The organism is Xanthomonas sp. NCPPB 2864, assembly GCF_056675615.1.
Window position 1 is genome coordinate 460,543 of the sequence record NZ_JBWWVS010000001.1, and the last position, 14,645, is coordinate 475,187.

General features: G+C 66.9%; 13 protein-coding genes. 5 read left to right on the plus strand and 8 right to left on the minus strand.

What is annotated here, in order from left to right; all coding sequences use genetic code 11:
* Positions 1 to 6: 6 nt before the first annotated feature.
* Positions 7 to 438 (plus strand): OsmC family protein, encoded by a 432-nt coding sequence (locus AC1KVE_RS01900; RefSeq protein ID WP_046343562.1) that lies wholly within the window; start codon positions 7 to 9, stop codon positions 436 to 438.
* 90 nt (positions 439 to 528) lie between these two features.
* Here the strand turns inward: AC1KVE_RS01900 and AC1KVE_RS01905 are convergent, their stop codons facing one another.
* The 3 genes from AC1KVE_RS01905 to nfi form a co-directional block, all read right to left on the minus strand.
* Positions 529 to 990, minus strand: coding sequence for a hypothetical protein (locus AC1KVE_RS01905; RefSeq protein WP_054592994.1), 462 nt, complete (start codon positions 988 to 990; stop codon positions 529 to 531).
* A 252-nt stretch (positions 991 to 1,242) separates the two neighbouring features.
* Positions 1,243 to 2,133 (minus strand): pirin family protein, encoded by an 891-nt coding sequence (locus AC1KVE_RS01910; RefSeq protein ID WP_104609054.1) that lies wholly within the window; start codon positions 2,131 to 2,133, stop codon positions 1,243 to 1,245.
* A gap of 424 nt (positions 2,134 to 2,557) precedes the next feature.
* The gene (gene nfi / locus AC1KVE_RS01915; protein ID WP_046343556.1) at positions 2,558 to 3,271 is read right to left on the minus strand and encodes a deoxyribonuclease V; all 714 of its coding nucleotides are present in this window, start codon (positions 3,269 to 3,271) and stop codon (positions 2,558 to 2,560) included.
* 103 nt (positions 3,272 to 3,374) lie between these two features.
* Between nfi and gpmA the strand changes: the two genes are divergently transcribed.
* The 4 genes from gpmA to AC1KVE_RS01935 all read left to right on the plus strand — a co-directional run bounded on the left by gpmA (position 3,375) and on the right by AC1KVE_RS01935 (position 8,670).
* Positions 3,375 to 4,124, plus strand: a complete 750-nt coding sequence (gpmA, locus tag AC1KVE_RS01920) for a 2,3-diphosphoglycerate-dependent phosphoglycerate mutase (RefSeq protein ID WP_016904068.1) — start codon at positions 3,375 to 3,377, stop codon at positions 4,122 to 4,124.
* A 165-nt stretch (positions 4,125 to 4,289) separates the two neighbouring features.
* Positions 4,290 to 4,607 carry a hypothetical protein gene (locus AC1KVE_RS01925; RefSeq protein WP_104577166.1) on the plus strand — a complete coding sequence of 106 codons (318 nt, stop codon included), beginning with the start codon at positions 4,290 to 4,292 and terminating at the stop codon, positions 4,605 to 4,607.
* A gap of 249 nt (positions 4,608 to 4,856) precedes the next feature.
* The gene (locus AC1KVE_RS01930) at positions 4,857 to 6,956 is read left to right on the plus strand and encodes a M13 family metallopeptidase (RefSeq protein ID WP_481091984.1); all 2,100 of its coding nucleotides are present in this window, start codon (positions 4,857 to 4,859) and stop codon (positions 6,954 to 6,956) included.
* Between the two features lie 151 nt (positions 6,957 to 7,107).
* Complete coding sequence (locus AC1KVE_RS01935) at positions 7,108 to 8,670, plus strand: phospholipase D family protein (RefSeq protein WP_481091983.1); 1,563 nt, start codon at positions 7,108 to 7,110, stop codon at positions 8,668 to 8,670.
* A 25-nt stretch (positions 8,671 to 8,695) separates the two neighbouring features.
* Here the strand turns inward: AC1KVE_RS01935 and AC1KVE_RS01940 are convergent, their stop codons facing one another.
* Genes AC1KVE_RS01940 through AC1KVE_RS01960 form a run of 5 tightly spaced genes read right to left on the minus strand, consistent with a single transcriptional unit; the run spans position 8,696 to position 14,634 of the window.
* Positions 8,696 to 9,823 (minus strand): protein-glutamate methylesterase/protein-glutamine glutaminase, encoded by a 1,128-nt coding sequence (locus AC1KVE_RS01940; protein ID WP_026064711.1) that lies wholly within the window; start codon positions 9,821 to 9,823, stop codon positions 8,696 to 8,698.
* A complete protein-coding gene (locus AC1KVE_RS01945; protein WP_016904063.1) occupies positions 9,820 to 10,626 on the minus strand; it encodes a CheR family methyltransferase in 807 nt (268 codons plus the stop codon). Before AC1KVE_RS01945 ends, AC1KVE_RS01940 begins: the two co-directional genes overlap by 4 nt.
* A 1-nt stretch (position 10,627) precedes the next feature.
* On the minus strand, positions 10,628 to 11,911 hold the full coding sequence (locus AC1KVE_RS01950; protein ID WP_046343551.1) for an EAL domain-containing response regulator: 1,284 nt from the start codon (positions 11,909 to 11,911) through the stop codon (positions 10,628 to 10,630).
* A 28-nt stretch (positions 11,912 to 11,939) separates the two neighbouring features.
* A complete protein-coding gene (locus AC1KVE_RS01955; protein WP_211914085.1) occupies positions 11,940 to 12,467 on the minus strand; it encodes a chemotaxis protein CheW in 528 nt (175 codons plus the stop codon).
* Positions 12,468 to 12,477: 10 nt separating this feature from the next.
* Positions 12,478 to 14,634, minus strand: a complete 2,157-nt coding sequence (locus AC1KVE_RS01960; RefSeq protein ID WP_481091982.1) for a methyl-accepting chemotaxis protein — start codon at positions 14,632 to 14,634, stop codon at positions 12,478 to 12,480.
* Positions 14,635 to 14,645: the final 11 nt, after the last annotated feature.

The following is a 14,645-nucleotide window of genomic DNA, read 5'->3' on the forward strand; positions in this document are numbered from 1 at the left end:
AGCGGCATGAGTGACCGGCCTGTCAGTGTCAGCACCGGCGCGGTGCCGTACACCGTGAGCATCCATGATGGTCGGCATAGCTGGAGCGGCGACACCCAGCCGGCCAATGGCGGCGCCGACGCCGGGCCGGATCCGGAGTCGCAGGTGCTGGGCGCCCTGGGTGCCTGCACCGCGATCACGGTGTCGATGGTGGCCGCGCGCAAGCAGTGGCCGTTGACGGCGGTGCATGTGCATCTGCATTACACCCAGCGCGGCGCTGCGGGCACGCGGATCACGCGGCAGGTCGAGCTGGAAGGCACGCTGGACGATGCGCAGCGTGCGCGCCTGCTGGAGGTGGCCGACAAGTGCCCGATCCATCGCCTGCTCACCGGCGAGGTGCGGATCGAGACGGCATTGCAGGGCGACGGCGACGCGTCAGCTGCGGCGGCAGGCGTCTGAAGCGCAGGCGAGCCGCATGCGGGTGCTCCGCCGGCTCGCCTGAAAGACCGCGTCAGGCGAGCCGGCCCTGGCGCGTCACGACCGCTTGCCTCAGCGCTGCAGTGCCAGGCTGGCCGGCTGCAGGTCCATGTTCTGCACCAGCGACTGCATCGAGGCCAGTTCCTCGCTGTTGGCGCCGTCGATCCATAGCTGCGCGTAGCGCTTCTTGCCCAGCTCGACCACGGTGACGCGGCGCGACTCCATGCCCGGCAGCTCGCGGCCGCCCAGGTCGAGCTTGTACCAGTAGAACTCCTCCTGCTGGATCTGGCCTTTCTCCGCGCGTCGGTCGCGCGCCAGCGTCATCGCCGGGTCGCGGGTGGTCAGCATCACCCCGACCACCTGGCGACCGTCGGCAGTCATGGCCTTGCAGACCAGATAGTCCGCGCCTGCAAGCTCGCTCCACTGCAGCCCGGAGGCTGGCGGCAGCGGCGGGCAGACCGGTGAGGTTTGGGCGTGAACGGTGGCGGCGGCCAGCAACAGGCTCAGGCCGACAAGGCAGGATGCGGACTTCATTCAAGTGTTCCCCGGCGTTGGATGTCTGCGCAGGGACAGCGTCGTCGCGCGTGTCGCCGCATCAGCCCCGTGCGCTCCCCGCCCGGCTGTGCCCGCACGCAACCTGTCCCCAACCTATGGGGACATCACTACCACAGGTGTGGCTGCAAGCTCAAGCGCAATTCGCAGGCTGGGCTGCAATCGGTCGTGCACACCGGCACTTCCGTTTCGAGACCTGGGTGGGTTGCGCGGCGCTCGCGCGACAGCCTGCGGTCAGGGGTAGTTGACCGGTTTGGGGGCCGGGGTTTCCGGCAGCGGAATGAATTCCTTGTCGTCGCCGGGAATGCTGCCGAAGCGACCGGCCTGCCAGTCGTGCTTGGCCTGCTCGATGCGCTCCTTTGAGCTGGAGACGAAGTTCCACCACAGGTGGCGCGGGCCATCCAGCGGCTCGCCGCCGAGCAGCATCGCCTTGAGCGGCGTCCTGGCGCGCAGGCGTCCGCGGCTGCCGGGCGAGGGCACGATCAGGTGGCGCGCGGGCACGTCGACGCCATCCAGCTGCGCCTCGCCTTCCAGGATGTAGAGCGCACGTTCGGCGTGGCCGGTGTCCAGGTCGATCTCCGCATCCGGCTGCAGATCCAGCGCGACATTGAGCGTGCCGCTGAACACCTGCACCGGCGATTCTTCGCCGTACGCACGGCCGGCGATCACGCGCAGCCACACGCCATCGCGGCGTTGCTGCGGCAGGCTGGCGGCGGCGTGGTGATGGAAGGCGGGCGCAGTTTCTTCGGCCGAGCGAGGCAGTGCGATCCAGGTCTGCATTCCGTGCAGCGCATGCGTGCGGGCGCGCTCGGGGCCGGGCGTGCGCTCGGAGTGGGCGATACCGCGGCCGGCGGTCATCCAGTTGACGTCGCCGGGGCGGATCACCTGGTCCGAGCCCAAGGTGTCGCGGTGGCCGATCTCGCCGGACCACAGGAAGGTGACCGTGGCCAGGCCGATATGCGGATGCGGACGCACGTCGATGCCGTGTTCCGGCTCCAGCACCGCCGGGCCCATGTGGTCGACGAACACGAACGGGCCGACGCTGCGCGCCTGCAACGTGGGCACGGCGCGGCGGACTTCCAGCCCGCCGATGTCGTGCACGCGGGGAGCGATCAAGGTGGTCATGGCGGCGGCTCGCGGTGGCTGGAGTGGTCGCCAGCTTTGCATGCGCGCACGCGGCCGGGCGAGCGCTCCACCAAGACAGATCGTCCCGGAGGCAGTGTCACGTACGAAGCGGGCGACGTGTTTTCAAGGGCGAGCGGTGCATGCCGCGCGATGGCAGTCGAGCCGCGTGCAGCGATGTGCTGCATTGATGGAAGGAATGAAATCCTTCGCGACGATGACGTGCCTCGTCGCAGCAAGCATCACCGCTCGATTGCGAAAGAGTTCGCGCCGGTATCGCTAGCGCCAATGCGCGCCAGGCCTGGATGCCGCGCGCTAGAACGTCGTTGCACGGCGCGCTGGCGGCCAGCGCGGGCGCGCCGAGCTCGTTCGTCGCGGACGACGGCTGCAGGCACGCAGCAGGTCGATCGCGATTGACCGTCGCGCGCTAGAACAGTTGTGCGGGCGCCGTGGTGTCCATGGCGATCTCGCCGCGCCGCGAGGCCAGCCGATCGGCCAGGCGCGTGGGCTCGGGCAGGCGGTAGGCGCGCAGGGTACGCAGCGTCCAGTCGAGCGCGCCCTGCATCGAGACGCGATGGCCAGGCGAGACGATCAGCGGATTGCAGCGCAGCTTGCTGCGCAACGCCCAGCCGATCTGCGTGCCGCCCAGCAGGATCGGGCTGTGGTCGCCGCGCTCGGGTCCCGGCTCGACGAAGCTGCCTGCCAGGCGTTGCTTGGCCACGCCGATGCTGGGCAAGCCGGTCACCACGCCAAAGTGCGCGGCGATGCCGAGCTTGCGCGGATGCGCGATGCCCTGGCCGTCGATGAAGACCAGATCGGGCGGGCGCGAGAGCAGTGCCAGCGCCTGCAGCAAGGCCGGCAGCTCGCGAAAGCTGAGCAACCCCGGTACGTACGGCATCGAGGTGGGCACGCGCGCGACATGCGTTTCCAGCGGCAGCAGCGTGTCTGCATCCAGCAGCACCGCGGCCGCGCGTGTGGTCTGGCCGTCGTCTTCGAAGCCGACGTCGAAGCCGGCGAGCAGCTGCGGTGTTGCGCCGGCCTGGTCCTGCAGCACCACGCGGTGTGCCAGTTGCTGTTGCAACTGTCGCGCCTGGATGACGCTGCCATCCCAACCGGCAAAGACGGGATCGATCGTTTGCATGGCTGCAGCATCGCGCGCCGGGCGTGGCGGTGTCGTGCACGCCTGCGATGCGCTGGCTGCCGTTACAATCGCAGGCAGATCGGCCCCCAATCGGAGAACCGTAGTGACCCGCAAACTCGTACTGCTGCGCCATGGCCAGAGCCAATGGAACCTGGACAACCGTTTCACCGGCTGGGTGGATGTGGAACTCACCGAGCAAGGCCGCCAGGAAGCCGCTGCGGCCGGCAAGCTGATGAAGGACGAAGGCCTGCAGTTCGATGTGGCGCACACCTCGGTGCTCAAGCGCGCCATCCACACGCTACAGGGCGCGTTGAAGGAACTCGACCAGGACTGGTTGCCGGTGTCCAAGAGCTGGCGCCTCAACGAGCGCCACTACGGCGGCCTGCAGGGGCTGGACAAGGCCGAGACGGCAGCCAAGCACGGCGAAGAACAGGTCAAGATCTGGCGCCGTTCCTACGACATCCCGCCGCCGGCGATGGACGTCAACGATCCGGGGCATCCGTGTCACGACCGTCGCTACGCCACGCTGGACCGCAATGCGTTGCCGGGTACCGAGTCGCTGGCGACCACGCTGGTGCGCGTGCTGCCGTACTGGCACGACGCGATCGCACCGCAGTTGAAGGCCGGGCAGACCGTGCTGGTGACTGCGCACGGCAACTCGCTGCGTGCGCTGTACAAATACCTCAACGATGTCTCCAACGAGCAGATCCTGGAACTCAACATCCCGACCGGCATCCCCTTGCTGTTCGAGCTGGACGACAACCTGCAGGTGCAAAGCTTCCGCTATCTGGGCGACCCGGAAGCGGCCAAGCGTGCCGCCGAAGCGGTGGCCAACCAGGGCAAGGCGAAGTAATCGCCGCATCCGCCGGCTGCGCTGCGTGCATGGCGCGCAGCGTGGCGTGGGTTTCGCAACGCGCGTTTGAACGAGGCGTGCGGGTTTGACACGCAGGCGGCGCCTGTTCGCGGATCGAACGGGTACCGCAGGGCAGCATGCGTGTGTTCTTGCAGGGGAGACATGATGTCCAGCAAGCGTAATAGGCAACAGATGAGTGCCACCTACTGCCGCGCATATTTGGTCACGTTGGGTTTGCTGTTGGCCGGTGGCAGCGCTGCGTTTGCGGTGCTGGCCTGGGGCAGCGTGTCCGCTTCGGCGATCGGCGTGGCGCTGCTGATCTGCGTCATGGGTGTGACGCTGCTGATGTTCGGTTTCCTGGGGCCGTCGCGGCAGATGGAATCCTGGGCGGAGGCAGCGTCCGGGCATGAGGTCGCGCTGGTGCTGATGGCACTGGCGTATCCGGTGTATCTGTTGATGGCGCCGGTGTACGCACGCAAATGATGGCAGTCGATGGCGCGCTGCTGCGCCGGACTGCTGGGTGGTTTCCGCGGCGGTAGATGGCGCTGGCACGCGCGTGCCCAGCTGACGCGCAGTGTCTTGTCGGTCGTTGTGCGTTCTTCGATAAGGCGCGGCACCGGACGTCAGGGCGTTGCGGTGCCGTTGCGATGATGGTGTGGTTGGTGTGTCTGCGCTGATTGCCTACTTTTTTGACTGCGTCCGACGCGGTCGTCTGCCTTGGAGAATGGAAAGATGTTGAGCAAATTCGCGCCACTGTCGCTTGCGGTGGCCATCGCGGTGACGCTCGCGGCGTGCGGCAGTTCCGACGACAGCGCCAAGCCGGCACCGGCCGCAACGCCGGCCGCACCGACCAGGGTGGATGTGTCCAAGCTCGATGCACCGATCGTGGCCTTCGGCATCAACGATCTGGATCCGGCCATCAACGCGTGCCAGGACCTCAACGGCTTCGTCAACGCCAAGTGGCTCAAGGCCAATCCGGTGCCATCGGACCGCACCAGCTGGGGCAGTTTCGAAGTGCTGGCCGAGCGTTCGCTGACCATCCAGCACGCGCTGGTGGAGCAACTGGCGCGCGGCAACCTGTCGGCCGGCTCGGTGGATGCCAAGATCGCCGACCTGTGGCGCACCGGCTCGGACGAAGCGGCGATCGACAAGGCCGGTATCACGCCGCTGCAGCCGCAGCTGAAGGCGATCGATGCGCTGACCGATGCGCCGTCCATCGCCGCGTGGTTGCGCGACAGCTATGCCAAGGGCCAGGGCTTCGTGTTCTCGTTCGGCGCCAATGCCGACTACAAGAATTCCGAACAGATGATCGCCTACGCGGGCCAGGGCGGTCTGGGACTGCCGGAAAAGGGCTATTACACCGATCCGGCGCAGGCCAAGATCCGTGAGCAGTACGTGGCCTACATCGCGCGCGTGCTGGAATTGTCCGGCGTTGCGCCAGCGCAGGCGGCAACCCAGGCCAAGGCGGTGATGGCGTTCGAAACGCGCCTGGCCAATGCCTCGCTGTCGCGCATCGAACTGCGCGACCCGGCCAAGCGCTACAACCCGGTCGATGTGGCCGGCGCCAATGCGGTCACGCCGCATTTCGACTGGCAGGCGTTCTTCAGCGCGCTCAAGGTGCCGGCCGGGACCTTCTCGCTGAGCCAGCCGGGTTACTTCGCCGAGCTCGATGCGATGCTGGCTGACACGCCGGTGGACACCTGGAAGGCCTACCTGCGTTTCCACAGCGTGGATGAGGCAGCGCCGTATCTGGCCAAACCGTTCGAGCAGGCCAACTTCGACTTCTATGCCAAGACGCTGCGTGGCCAGCAGGACATGCTGCCACGCTGGAAGCGCACCTTGAATGCGGTCAACCAAGCGATGGGCGAGGCCCTGGGCCAGTTGTACGTGCAGTCCGCGTTCCCGGCCGAATCCAAGCAGCAGATGCAGCAACTGGTGCAGAACCTCTCGGCAGCGCTCAAGGCGCGGCTGGAAAAGCTCGACTGGATGAGCGCGGAAACCAAGCAGCGCGCGCTGGAAAAGTGGGCCAGCTTCACGCCCAAGATCGGCTACCCGGATCAATGGCGCGACTGGTCGGGCCTGGAAACCCGTGGCGATGGGTTCCTGGCCAACATGCAGGCGGCGCAGGCATTCAACTACCGCTACATGCTGGACAAGATCGGCAAGCCGGTCGACAAGCGCGAGTGGCATATGACCCCGCAGACGGTCAATGCGTACTACAACGCCACGCGCAACGAGATCGTGTTTCCAGCGGCGATCCTGCAGCCGCCGTTCTTCGACCCCAAGGCCGACCCGGCGTTGAACTACGGCGGTATCGGCGCGGTGATCGGGCACGAGATGATGCATGGTTACGACGACTCGGGCAGCCAGTTCGATGCCAAGGGCAACTTCGATACCTGGTGGACCGATGCGGACCGCAAGCTGTTCACCCAGCGCACCGATCAGCTGGTGGCGCAGTTCGACGGCTATGAGGCGATTCCCGGCGTACATGTCAAAGGCAAGCTGACCCTGGGCGAGAACATCGGCGACCTGGGCGGCCTCACCGTGGCCTACGATGCGCTGCAGATGGCGCTGAAGGAACAACCCGACGCCGGCAAGGACATCGACGGTTACACCCAGGACCAGCGCTTCTTCATGAACTGGGCCACGGTGTGGCGCCGCAACTTCACCGACGGCGAACTGCGCGTGCGCCTGAACACCGATCCGCATGCGCCGGCCAATTTCCGCGCCAATGGCGCGCCGTCGAACATGCCGGCATTCGCGCAGGCATTCCAGTGCAAGCCCGGCGATGCGATGGTGCGTGGGGACAAAGAGCGCGTTGCAATCTGGTGATCGGCGCAACTGCAGCACGCGCGGCTGCGACCGCGCGTGCTGCAAATGCCTTGTTTTGGCGGCTTTGTAGAGCCTGCTTGCGGCTGCGTCTGCACATCGGGCTGCCGGTGCAGCGTCTAGACTGCCGCGCTCCGAATGGCAGGGAGCGGCAGTGACAAGGCGAAAGATCTTCAAGGCGATCGGGATCGGTGTGCTGATCCTGGTGCTGGGCAGCGTGCTGTCGTTGTACGGCTACGGGCGCTTTGCCGATCGTCAGCGCGGTGCGGTGAGCCATGCGCTGCCTGCCACGGCGATCGCCACGCCGATCGATCGGGTCGTCGCGCCGCTGCAGCAGGCACATGCCGGCCAGACCGGCATGGTGATCCTGCCCGACAATGTCGATGCGTTTGCGGTGCGCGCGCTGACCGCGCGTGCGGCCGGGCGCAGCCTGGATCTGCAGTACTACATCTGGCATGCGGACTTCACCGGCAACCTGCTGCACAATGAGTTGCTGCATGCTGCCGATCGCGGCGTGCGCGTGCGCCTGCTGCTGGACGACATGAACATCCACGGCAGCGATTCGGTGCTGGCGGCGCTGGACAGCCACCCGCTGATCGAGATCCGGCTGTTCAATCCCACCCGTGCGCGCGAAGGCACGCTGATGCGCGGCGTGGAGATGGTGCTGCGCATGTTCAGCATCAATCGGCGCATGCACAACAAGGCCTGGATTGCCGATGGCCGGATGGCGGTGGTGGGTGGCCGCAATGTCGGCGACGAGTATTTCGATGCGGCGCGCGACACCAACTTCATGGACATGGATGCGGCATTGATGGGGCCGGCCGTTGGCCAGGCCGAGCAGGTCTTCGATGCGTACTGGAACAGCCCCAATGCCTTGCCGCTGGACGCGCTGGTGACCGCACGGCCGCAGGCACTGGATGCATTGCGGGGCAGTCTGGATGCCGGCCTGGAATCGGCACGCGCGCATCCCTACGTGGAGCGGCTGCGCCAGTCGCCGAGCGTGCAGGCCCTGACGCAGGGCCAGCGCCAGGTGCACTGGCTGGAGCAGGCGCGCATCGTCTCCGACCCGCCGGAAAAGGCCGAAGGCGCACCACCGCAGGCGGACTGGATGACGCCAATCCTGATCGGCGAGATGGCGCGTGCGCAGCGCGAACTGAAGGTGATCTCGCCGTACTTCGTGCCGGGCGAGGAAGGCATGCGCTGGATCGGCCAGTTGCGCCGGCGCAATGTGCGCGTCAGCGTGTTGACCAATTCGCTGGCGGCAAACGACGTGGTTGCCGTCCACAGCGGCTACGCCGGTTACCGCGTGCCCTTGCTCACCCAGGGCGTGCGCCTGTACGAGCTCAAGCCGATGGGTAAGCCGGACGGCAGCCTGTTCGGGTCCAGCGGGGCCAGCCTGCACACCAAGGCTTTCGTGGTGGACGACAGCAGCGGCTTCATCGGCTCGTTCAATCTGGATCCGCGCTCGATGAACCTCAATACCGAGATGGGCCTGCTGTTCAACGATCGCGCAGTGGCCGCGCAACTGGAACAGGTCTACAACCGCAAGATCGGTGCGCCGGTGAGTTACCGCGTGACCCTGGAGCAGGGCGAGTTGCGCTGGCACGACGATGCGGCGCAACCGCCCGAGGTGTGGTCGCAGGAGCCGGCAGCCAGTGTGTGGCGGCGTGGCGCGGCGACGGTGATGGGCTGGTTGCCGCTGGAATCGCAGTTGTAGTTCCGCGGCGCGCGCGTGCAGCGCGCTACTGCAGCTGTGTCACGATCTCGCGCGCCATCGCGCCCAGCGGCAGGATGCGGTCGGCGCCGCCGCGTTTGATCGCTTCCTTGGGCATGCCGAATACGATGCTGGTGTGCTCGTCCTGCGCCACCGTGCGCGCGCCGGCCTGACGCATTTCCAGCAGCCCGGCGGCGCCGTCGTCGCCCATGCCGGTCATGATGATGCCCAGCGCATTGCTGCCGGCCGCGCGCGCGGCCGAGCGGAACAGTACATCCACCGACGGACGATGCCGGTTGACCGGCGGGCCTTCCATCACTTCGACAAAGTACTGCGCGCCACTGCGGCGCAGCAGCAGATGCTTGCCGCCGGGCGCGATCAGTGCGCGGCCCGGCATCACCCGGTCGTTGTTGGCCGCTTCCTTCACTGCGATCTGGCACAGGCCGTTGAGGCGCGCGGCGAAGGCGGCGGTGAATTTCTCCGGCATGTGCTGCACGATCACGATGCCGGGGCAGACGCGCGGCAAGGCGGTCAGCACTTCTTCCAGCGCCTGGGTACCGCCGGTGGAGGTGCCGATGGCGACGATGCGCTCGGTGGTCTGCGCCAGCGCGCGCCCGCTTTGCGCCGGCAGGATCACATCGGCGGTGTGCTTGACCTCCGCTTCCAGCGGCGCTGCGGCAACCCGCGCGGCCAGCCGTTTGACGTTGGCGCGTGCGGCGCTGCGCACCGTATTGACCAGTTCCTCGGCCGAGTCGGTGAGGAACTGCTTGAGCCCCAGCCGCGGCTTGGTCACCACGGCCACCGCACCGGCGGCCAGGGCGTCCATGGTGACGCGTGCGCCTTTTTCGGTGAGCGTCGAACAGATCACCACCGGGGTGGGGCGCTCGCTCATGATCTTGCGCAGGAACGTGATGCCGTCCATGCGCGGCATTTCCACGTCCAGCACGATCACGTCCGGCCATTGCTTGCGCATCTTCTCGATCGCCAGCAACGGGTCGGCCGCGGTGGCGATGACCTCGATGTCGGCCGCGTCGTTGAGCACGCCCACCAGCACCTGGCGCACCACCGCCGAGTCGTCGACGACCATGGCCTTGATGGGACTGGGGCTGGCGGCAGGGCGGTTGAGGGCTATCGACACGGCGGATCCTTGGCTCAGGCCTTGCGGAAGATCGAGGGTGCCACCTGGACCAGATCGATGTCGAGTTCGCTCAGGCTTTCCGAATGACCGATGCAGAAATATCCGCCCGACTTGAGGTTGGACAGCACGCGCAGGATGACCTCGCGCTTGGTCTGGCCATTGAAATAGATCATCACATTGCGCAGGAAGATCGCATCGAAGCTGCCCAGCATCGGCAGGGCCGTGTTGAGGTTGGCATGCACGAACTTGACCCGGTCGCGCAAGCGGCGCTCCACCAGCAAGGTGCCGTCGTACTCGCCCTGACCACGCAGGCAATAGCGCTTGAGATACGCCTGCGGAATGCCGTCGATACGTTGCAGGGCGTAGTGCCCGGTGCGCGCCTTGGCCAGCACGCGGGTACTGATGTCGCTGCCAACCACTTCGAACGGCCGCCCCTGCAAGGCGTCGTCCAGCACCATCGCCATGCTGTAGGCCTCTTCGCCGCTGGAGCTGGCCGCGCTCCAGCAGCGGAACGGCAGGCCGCCGCGATGTTCGCCGGCCAGCTTGCGCAGCAACTCGAAGTGCTTGGGCTCGCGGAAGAAGTAGGTCTCGTTGGTGGTCAGCAGATCGATCGCGGTCTGGATCTCGGCGCGGTCCTGGCGGCTTTCCAGCAATTGCAGGTACTGCGTGTAATTGCTGAACTGGTGTTCGCGCAGGCGCTTGCCCAGGCGGCCGCACAGCATGGCCTTCTTGCCCGAGGAAATGCTGATGCCGGCCGCTTCGAAGATGAAGCGCTGGAAGCGGCCGAATTCCTGTTCGGTGATGGCGGTGGCCGTGCTCATGTCAGGCGACATCCGCATCGCTGGGCAGTGCGTTGCCGCACAGGCGGGCGATGCGCACGGCGTGTTCGCGCCACCATTCCGACAGCATCGGCCCGGGCATCGGCGAGCCCATCAGGTAGCCTTGGGCCAGGTCGCAGCCCAGCTCGCGCAGCAGGCGCCAGTCGTCCGGGGTTTCCACCCCTTCGGCCACGGCGGTGAGGTCGAGCCGGTGCGCCAGTTCCAGCGTGGATTCGAGTACGGTGCGCTGGCTGCGGCTGCGATGGGCGGCATGCACGAAGCTGCGATCGAGCTTGAGTTCGGTGAAGGGAATGCTGGCCAGGCGCTGCAGCGAGGAAAACCCCGTGCCGTAGTCATCAATCGACAGGCCGAAACCATGCAGGCGCAAGCGCGCCAGCATGCTCAGGGCATTGGCTGGCTCGACGATGGCGCTTTCGGTGAGTTCCAGCACCAGATCGGCAGGGCTCAGCCCGTTGTCGCCCAGCTTGCCGCACAGTTGTTCGAGAAAGCCCTGCTCGCTGAGCAGGTTGGGCGACAGGTTCAAGGCCAGGCTCAGCTCGAAGCCTTCTGCGCGCCAGTCCACCAGTTGCGCAACCGCCAGGTCGATCACCTGCTGGGTCAAGGCATGGATCAGGCCTTCGCGTTCGGCCAGCGGAATGAAGCGCTCCGGCCCGATCATGTCGCCTTGCGGGCGGCGCCAGCGCGCGAGTGCTTCCACACCGCGCAGGCGACCATCCCTGAGATCGAGTTTGGGTTGGTAGGCCACGCGGATTTCGCCGCGGCGCATGGCCCGGTCCAGTCGCGATGCCGCCGCGCCGCCGCTGGACATCAGCGGCGATATCGCCGGCTGTGCAAACGCAGGCGCGTTCGTGGCCAGCCCCGGTTCGCACTCCAGCACATTGGCCAGGTCCTGCAGATGCATCGGCTTTTCGATGCCGCCGAGCACGCGCACCCCGGCGCTGCGGCTGAGCTGCATCACCGCATCGATCAAGGCGCCGCCGCGCTGCGAGACCACCACCACCGGCACGCTGTATTTGCCGCGTGCCAGCGCATCGAGCAGCTGCACGCCGTCCATGCCCGGCATTTCCAGATCGATCAGCAGCAGCGATGGTGAAATCGCACTGCCCAGCCAGGCCAGCGCGGCGTGGCCGTCGACCGCGCCATCGACCGCGACGGCGCCGAGCTGGCGGCACAGCGCCATCGCGTGTTCGCGCTGGACCACGCTGTCGTCGACGACCAACACGGGGCCGTCCAGCGCGCAGCTGCAGGAGAGAAGGGTGGGGCGCATGGGAGTCCTTGCGTGCATGCTGGACATGTCAGGCTGCCAGCTCGGCGACAGGCAGCTGGGCGAGTGCGTCGTTGCCCAGCACCGCGTCGGCATCGAGCAGGATCACGAAGCGCTCGCCGATCCTGGCCATCGCATGGATGCATTCGCGTGCGATGCCGGCGCCAAAACTGGGGGCGCCGGCGATGGCGTCGGGTGCGATCTCCAGCACTTCGCTCACCGCGTCCACCAGCAGGCCGAGCACCTGATGCGTCTGGCCATGGGCGATCTCCACGATCACGATGCAACTGCGCTTGGTGATCGTGCTGGCGTCGCGGCCGAAGCGTTGCTGCAGATCCACCACCGGCACCACCGCGCCGCGCAGGTTGATCACGCCGCGCAGGGCCGGCGGCATCATCGGCACATCGGTGGGCGCGCGGTATTCGATGATTTCCTTGATGCCGAGGATGCCCAGGCCGAACATCTCCGTGCCCAGCAGAAAGGTCAGGTATTGCTGCGGTGCCGTCGATGATGGCGCAACGGTGCGTGTGGTGGTGATGGCTGCGCTGTGCGGTTGCATCGTGGTTTCCTCAGAAGCTGGCGAACTGCGATTCGTCGATCGCATCGGCGGTGGTCGCCACCGCGCTGATCTGGCGCACGTTGCTGCGACGCGGCGGTGCACTGACCGCGGTGCTGCTGCCATGCGTTGCGATCCGGCGCGGCCCAGGCTTGCTGCTGGGCGCTGCCGTCGCACGCGAGCCGTTGCCGAGCCGGAAGAAGCCCATCAACTGCTGCAGCTGTTCGGCCTGCGCGCTCATTTCCTCCGAGGTGGCGGCCAGCTCTTCGGCATTGGCCGCGGCCGACTGCGTGGTCTGGTTCAACTGGCCGACGGCGGTGTTGATCTGGCTGACGCCGGCGGTCTGTTCCTCGGAGGCGGCGGCGATTTCCTGCACCAGGTCGGAGGTGCGGCGGATCGAGGGCACCATCTCGCCGAGCACGCGGCCGGCGCTTTCGGCCAGGTCCACGCTGGAGCCGGCCACCTCGCCGATCTCCTGCGCGGCGATCTGGCTGCGCTCGGCCAGCTTGCGCACTTCCGCCGCCACCACCGCAAAGCCCTTGCCGTGTTCGCCGGCACGCGCGGCCTCGATGGCGGCATTGAGCGCCAGCAGATTGGTCTGGTAGGCGATGTCGTCGATGATGCCGATCTTCTTGGCGATGTCCTTCATCGCCACCACGGTGGCGCGCACGGTGTCGCCGCCGTCGGCCGCTTCGCTGGCGGCCTTGGCGGCCATGCTGTCGGTGACGCGCGCGTTCTCGGTGTTCTGCGCGATGGAGGCGGTCATCTGCTCCAGCGAGGCGCTGGTCTCTTCCACGCCGGCAGCCTGTTCGCTGGCGGCCTGGGCCAGTGCCTGCGCGGTGGCACTGACCTGTTCGGACGCGCTGGCCAGGTTCTCGGCGTTGCGGTTGACCTCATCGACGATCTCGGTCAGCCGGCTCATGGTGGTGTTGACGTAGCGCTGCATGTCGGCGAAGGCGCCTTCGTAGCGGCCTTCCACGGTGTGGGTGAGGTCGCCGTCGGCCATTGCGCCCATCACCTGGATCACCTCGGAAATGCTGCGCAGGTTGCCGCGCGCACGCTCCACGGTGTCGTTGATGAAGGCCTTCTTGCCCGGCAGCTGCGCCAGCGGTGCCTCGAAGTTGCCGCGGCCGAACTCGGCCACCACGCCCATCGCCAGTTTCTTGACTGCGATATGCGCGCCCACCATCTGGTTGATGCCGGTGGCCATGCTGCGGAAATCGCCGTCGAAGCGACTGCTGTCGATCACCACGTCGATGTCGCCGGCCTCGTGCTCGGCCGACATGTGGTTGATCTCGGCGATCAGGCCGGTGAGGTTGCCGCGCACCTGTTCCAGGGTTTCGTTGATGAAGCGCTTCTTGCCCGGCAGCAACGGCAGCTGCGCGGTGAAGTTGCCGCGGCCGAATTCGGCCACGCAGGCGATGGCCTGCTTCTTGACCGCGATGTGGCTGGCCACCATCGCATTGATGCCTTCGGCCATGCGGCGGAAATCGCCGCTGAAACGCTGGGTGTCGATGACCACGTCGATATCGCCGGCGTCGTGCTCGGCCGCCATGCGGTTGACCTCGGCGACCATGCCGGTGAGGTTGCTGCGGATCTGCTCGACGATCTCGTTGATGAAGGCCTTCTTGCCCGGCAGGCGTTCCAGCTCGGCGGAGAAGTTGCCGCGGCCGAACTCGGCCACGCACGCCATTGCCTGCTTCTTGACCGCGATGTGGCTGGCGACCATGCGGTTGATGCCTTCGCCCATGGTGCGGAAGTCGCCGTCGAAACGCGCCACGTCGATGCGTGCATCGATCTCGCCGGCATCGTGTTCCTGCGAGACGCGATTGATCTCCTCATTGACGTGGGCGATGTTGCCTTGCACCTTGCGCAGCGCACGCAGCACCTCGCAGGCCTGCTCATCGCGCAGCTGCGGCAAGGCGACGGCGAAGTTGCCGCGCGCGAAGGCATCCAGCGTAGTGGTGGCAAGCTGCAGCGAGCCGGTCGCGCTGCGGATCGCATGGAACAGCAACGCGCCGCTGACGAGCGCGGCCAGGACGCTGGCGGCGAGCAGGGCGCCGTGCGACAGCGTCAGCGCAAAGCCGGCGACCACCACCGCGACGGGCAAGGCGAGGGCGAGGGCGGCGGTGAACCACAACTGCGTGGCGATCGGGAGACGGTGTGACATGGCGGCAGCTT

What these genes read in the sequence shown, in the direction of transcription:
- AC1KVE_RS01900 (WP_046343562.1), top strand. Translation starts at nt 7, where the DNA reads ATGAGTGACCGGCCTGTCAGTGTCAGCACCGGCGCGGTGCCGTACACC.
- AC1KVE_RS01905 (WP_054592994.1), bottom strand. Translation starts at nt 990, where the DNA reads ATGAAGTCCGCATCCTGCCTTGTCGGCCTGAGCCTGTTGCTGGCCGCC.
- AC1KVE_RS01910 (WP_104609054.1), bottom strand. Translation starts at nt 2,133, where the DNA reads ATGACCACCTTGATCGCTCCCCGCGTGCACGACATCGGCGGGCTGGAA.
- nfi (WP_046343556.1), bottom strand. Translation starts at nt 3,271, where the DNA reads ATGCAAACGATCGATCCCGTCTTTGCCGGTTGGGATGGCAGCGTCATC.
- AC1KVE_RS01925 (WP_104577166.1), top strand. Translation starts at nt 4,290, where the DNA reads ATGTCCAGCAAGCGTAATAGGCAACAGATGAGTGCCACCTACTGCCGC.
- AC1KVE_RS01930 (WP_481091984.1), top strand. Translation starts at nt 4,857, where the DNA reads ATGTTGAGCAAATTCGCGCCACTGTCGCTTGCGGTGGCCATCGCGGTG.
- AC1KVE_RS01945 (WP_016904063.1), bottom strand. Translation starts at nt 10,626, where the DNA reads ATGAGCACGGCCACCGCCATCACCGAACAGGAATTCGGCCGCTTCCAG.
- AC1KVE_RS01950 (WP_046343551.1), bottom strand. Translation starts at nt 11,911, where the DNA reads ATGCGCCCCACCCTTCTCTCCTGCAGCTGCGCGCTGGACGGCCCCGTG.
- AC1KVE_RS01955 (WP_211914085.1), bottom strand. Translation starts at nt 12,467, where the DNA reads ATGCAACCGCACAGCGCAGCCATCACCACCACACGCACCGTTGCGCCA.
- AC1KVE_RS01960 (WP_481091982.1), bottom strand. Translation starts at nt 14,634, where the DNA reads ATGTCACACCGTCTCCCGATCGCCACGCAGTTGTGGTTCACCGCCGCC.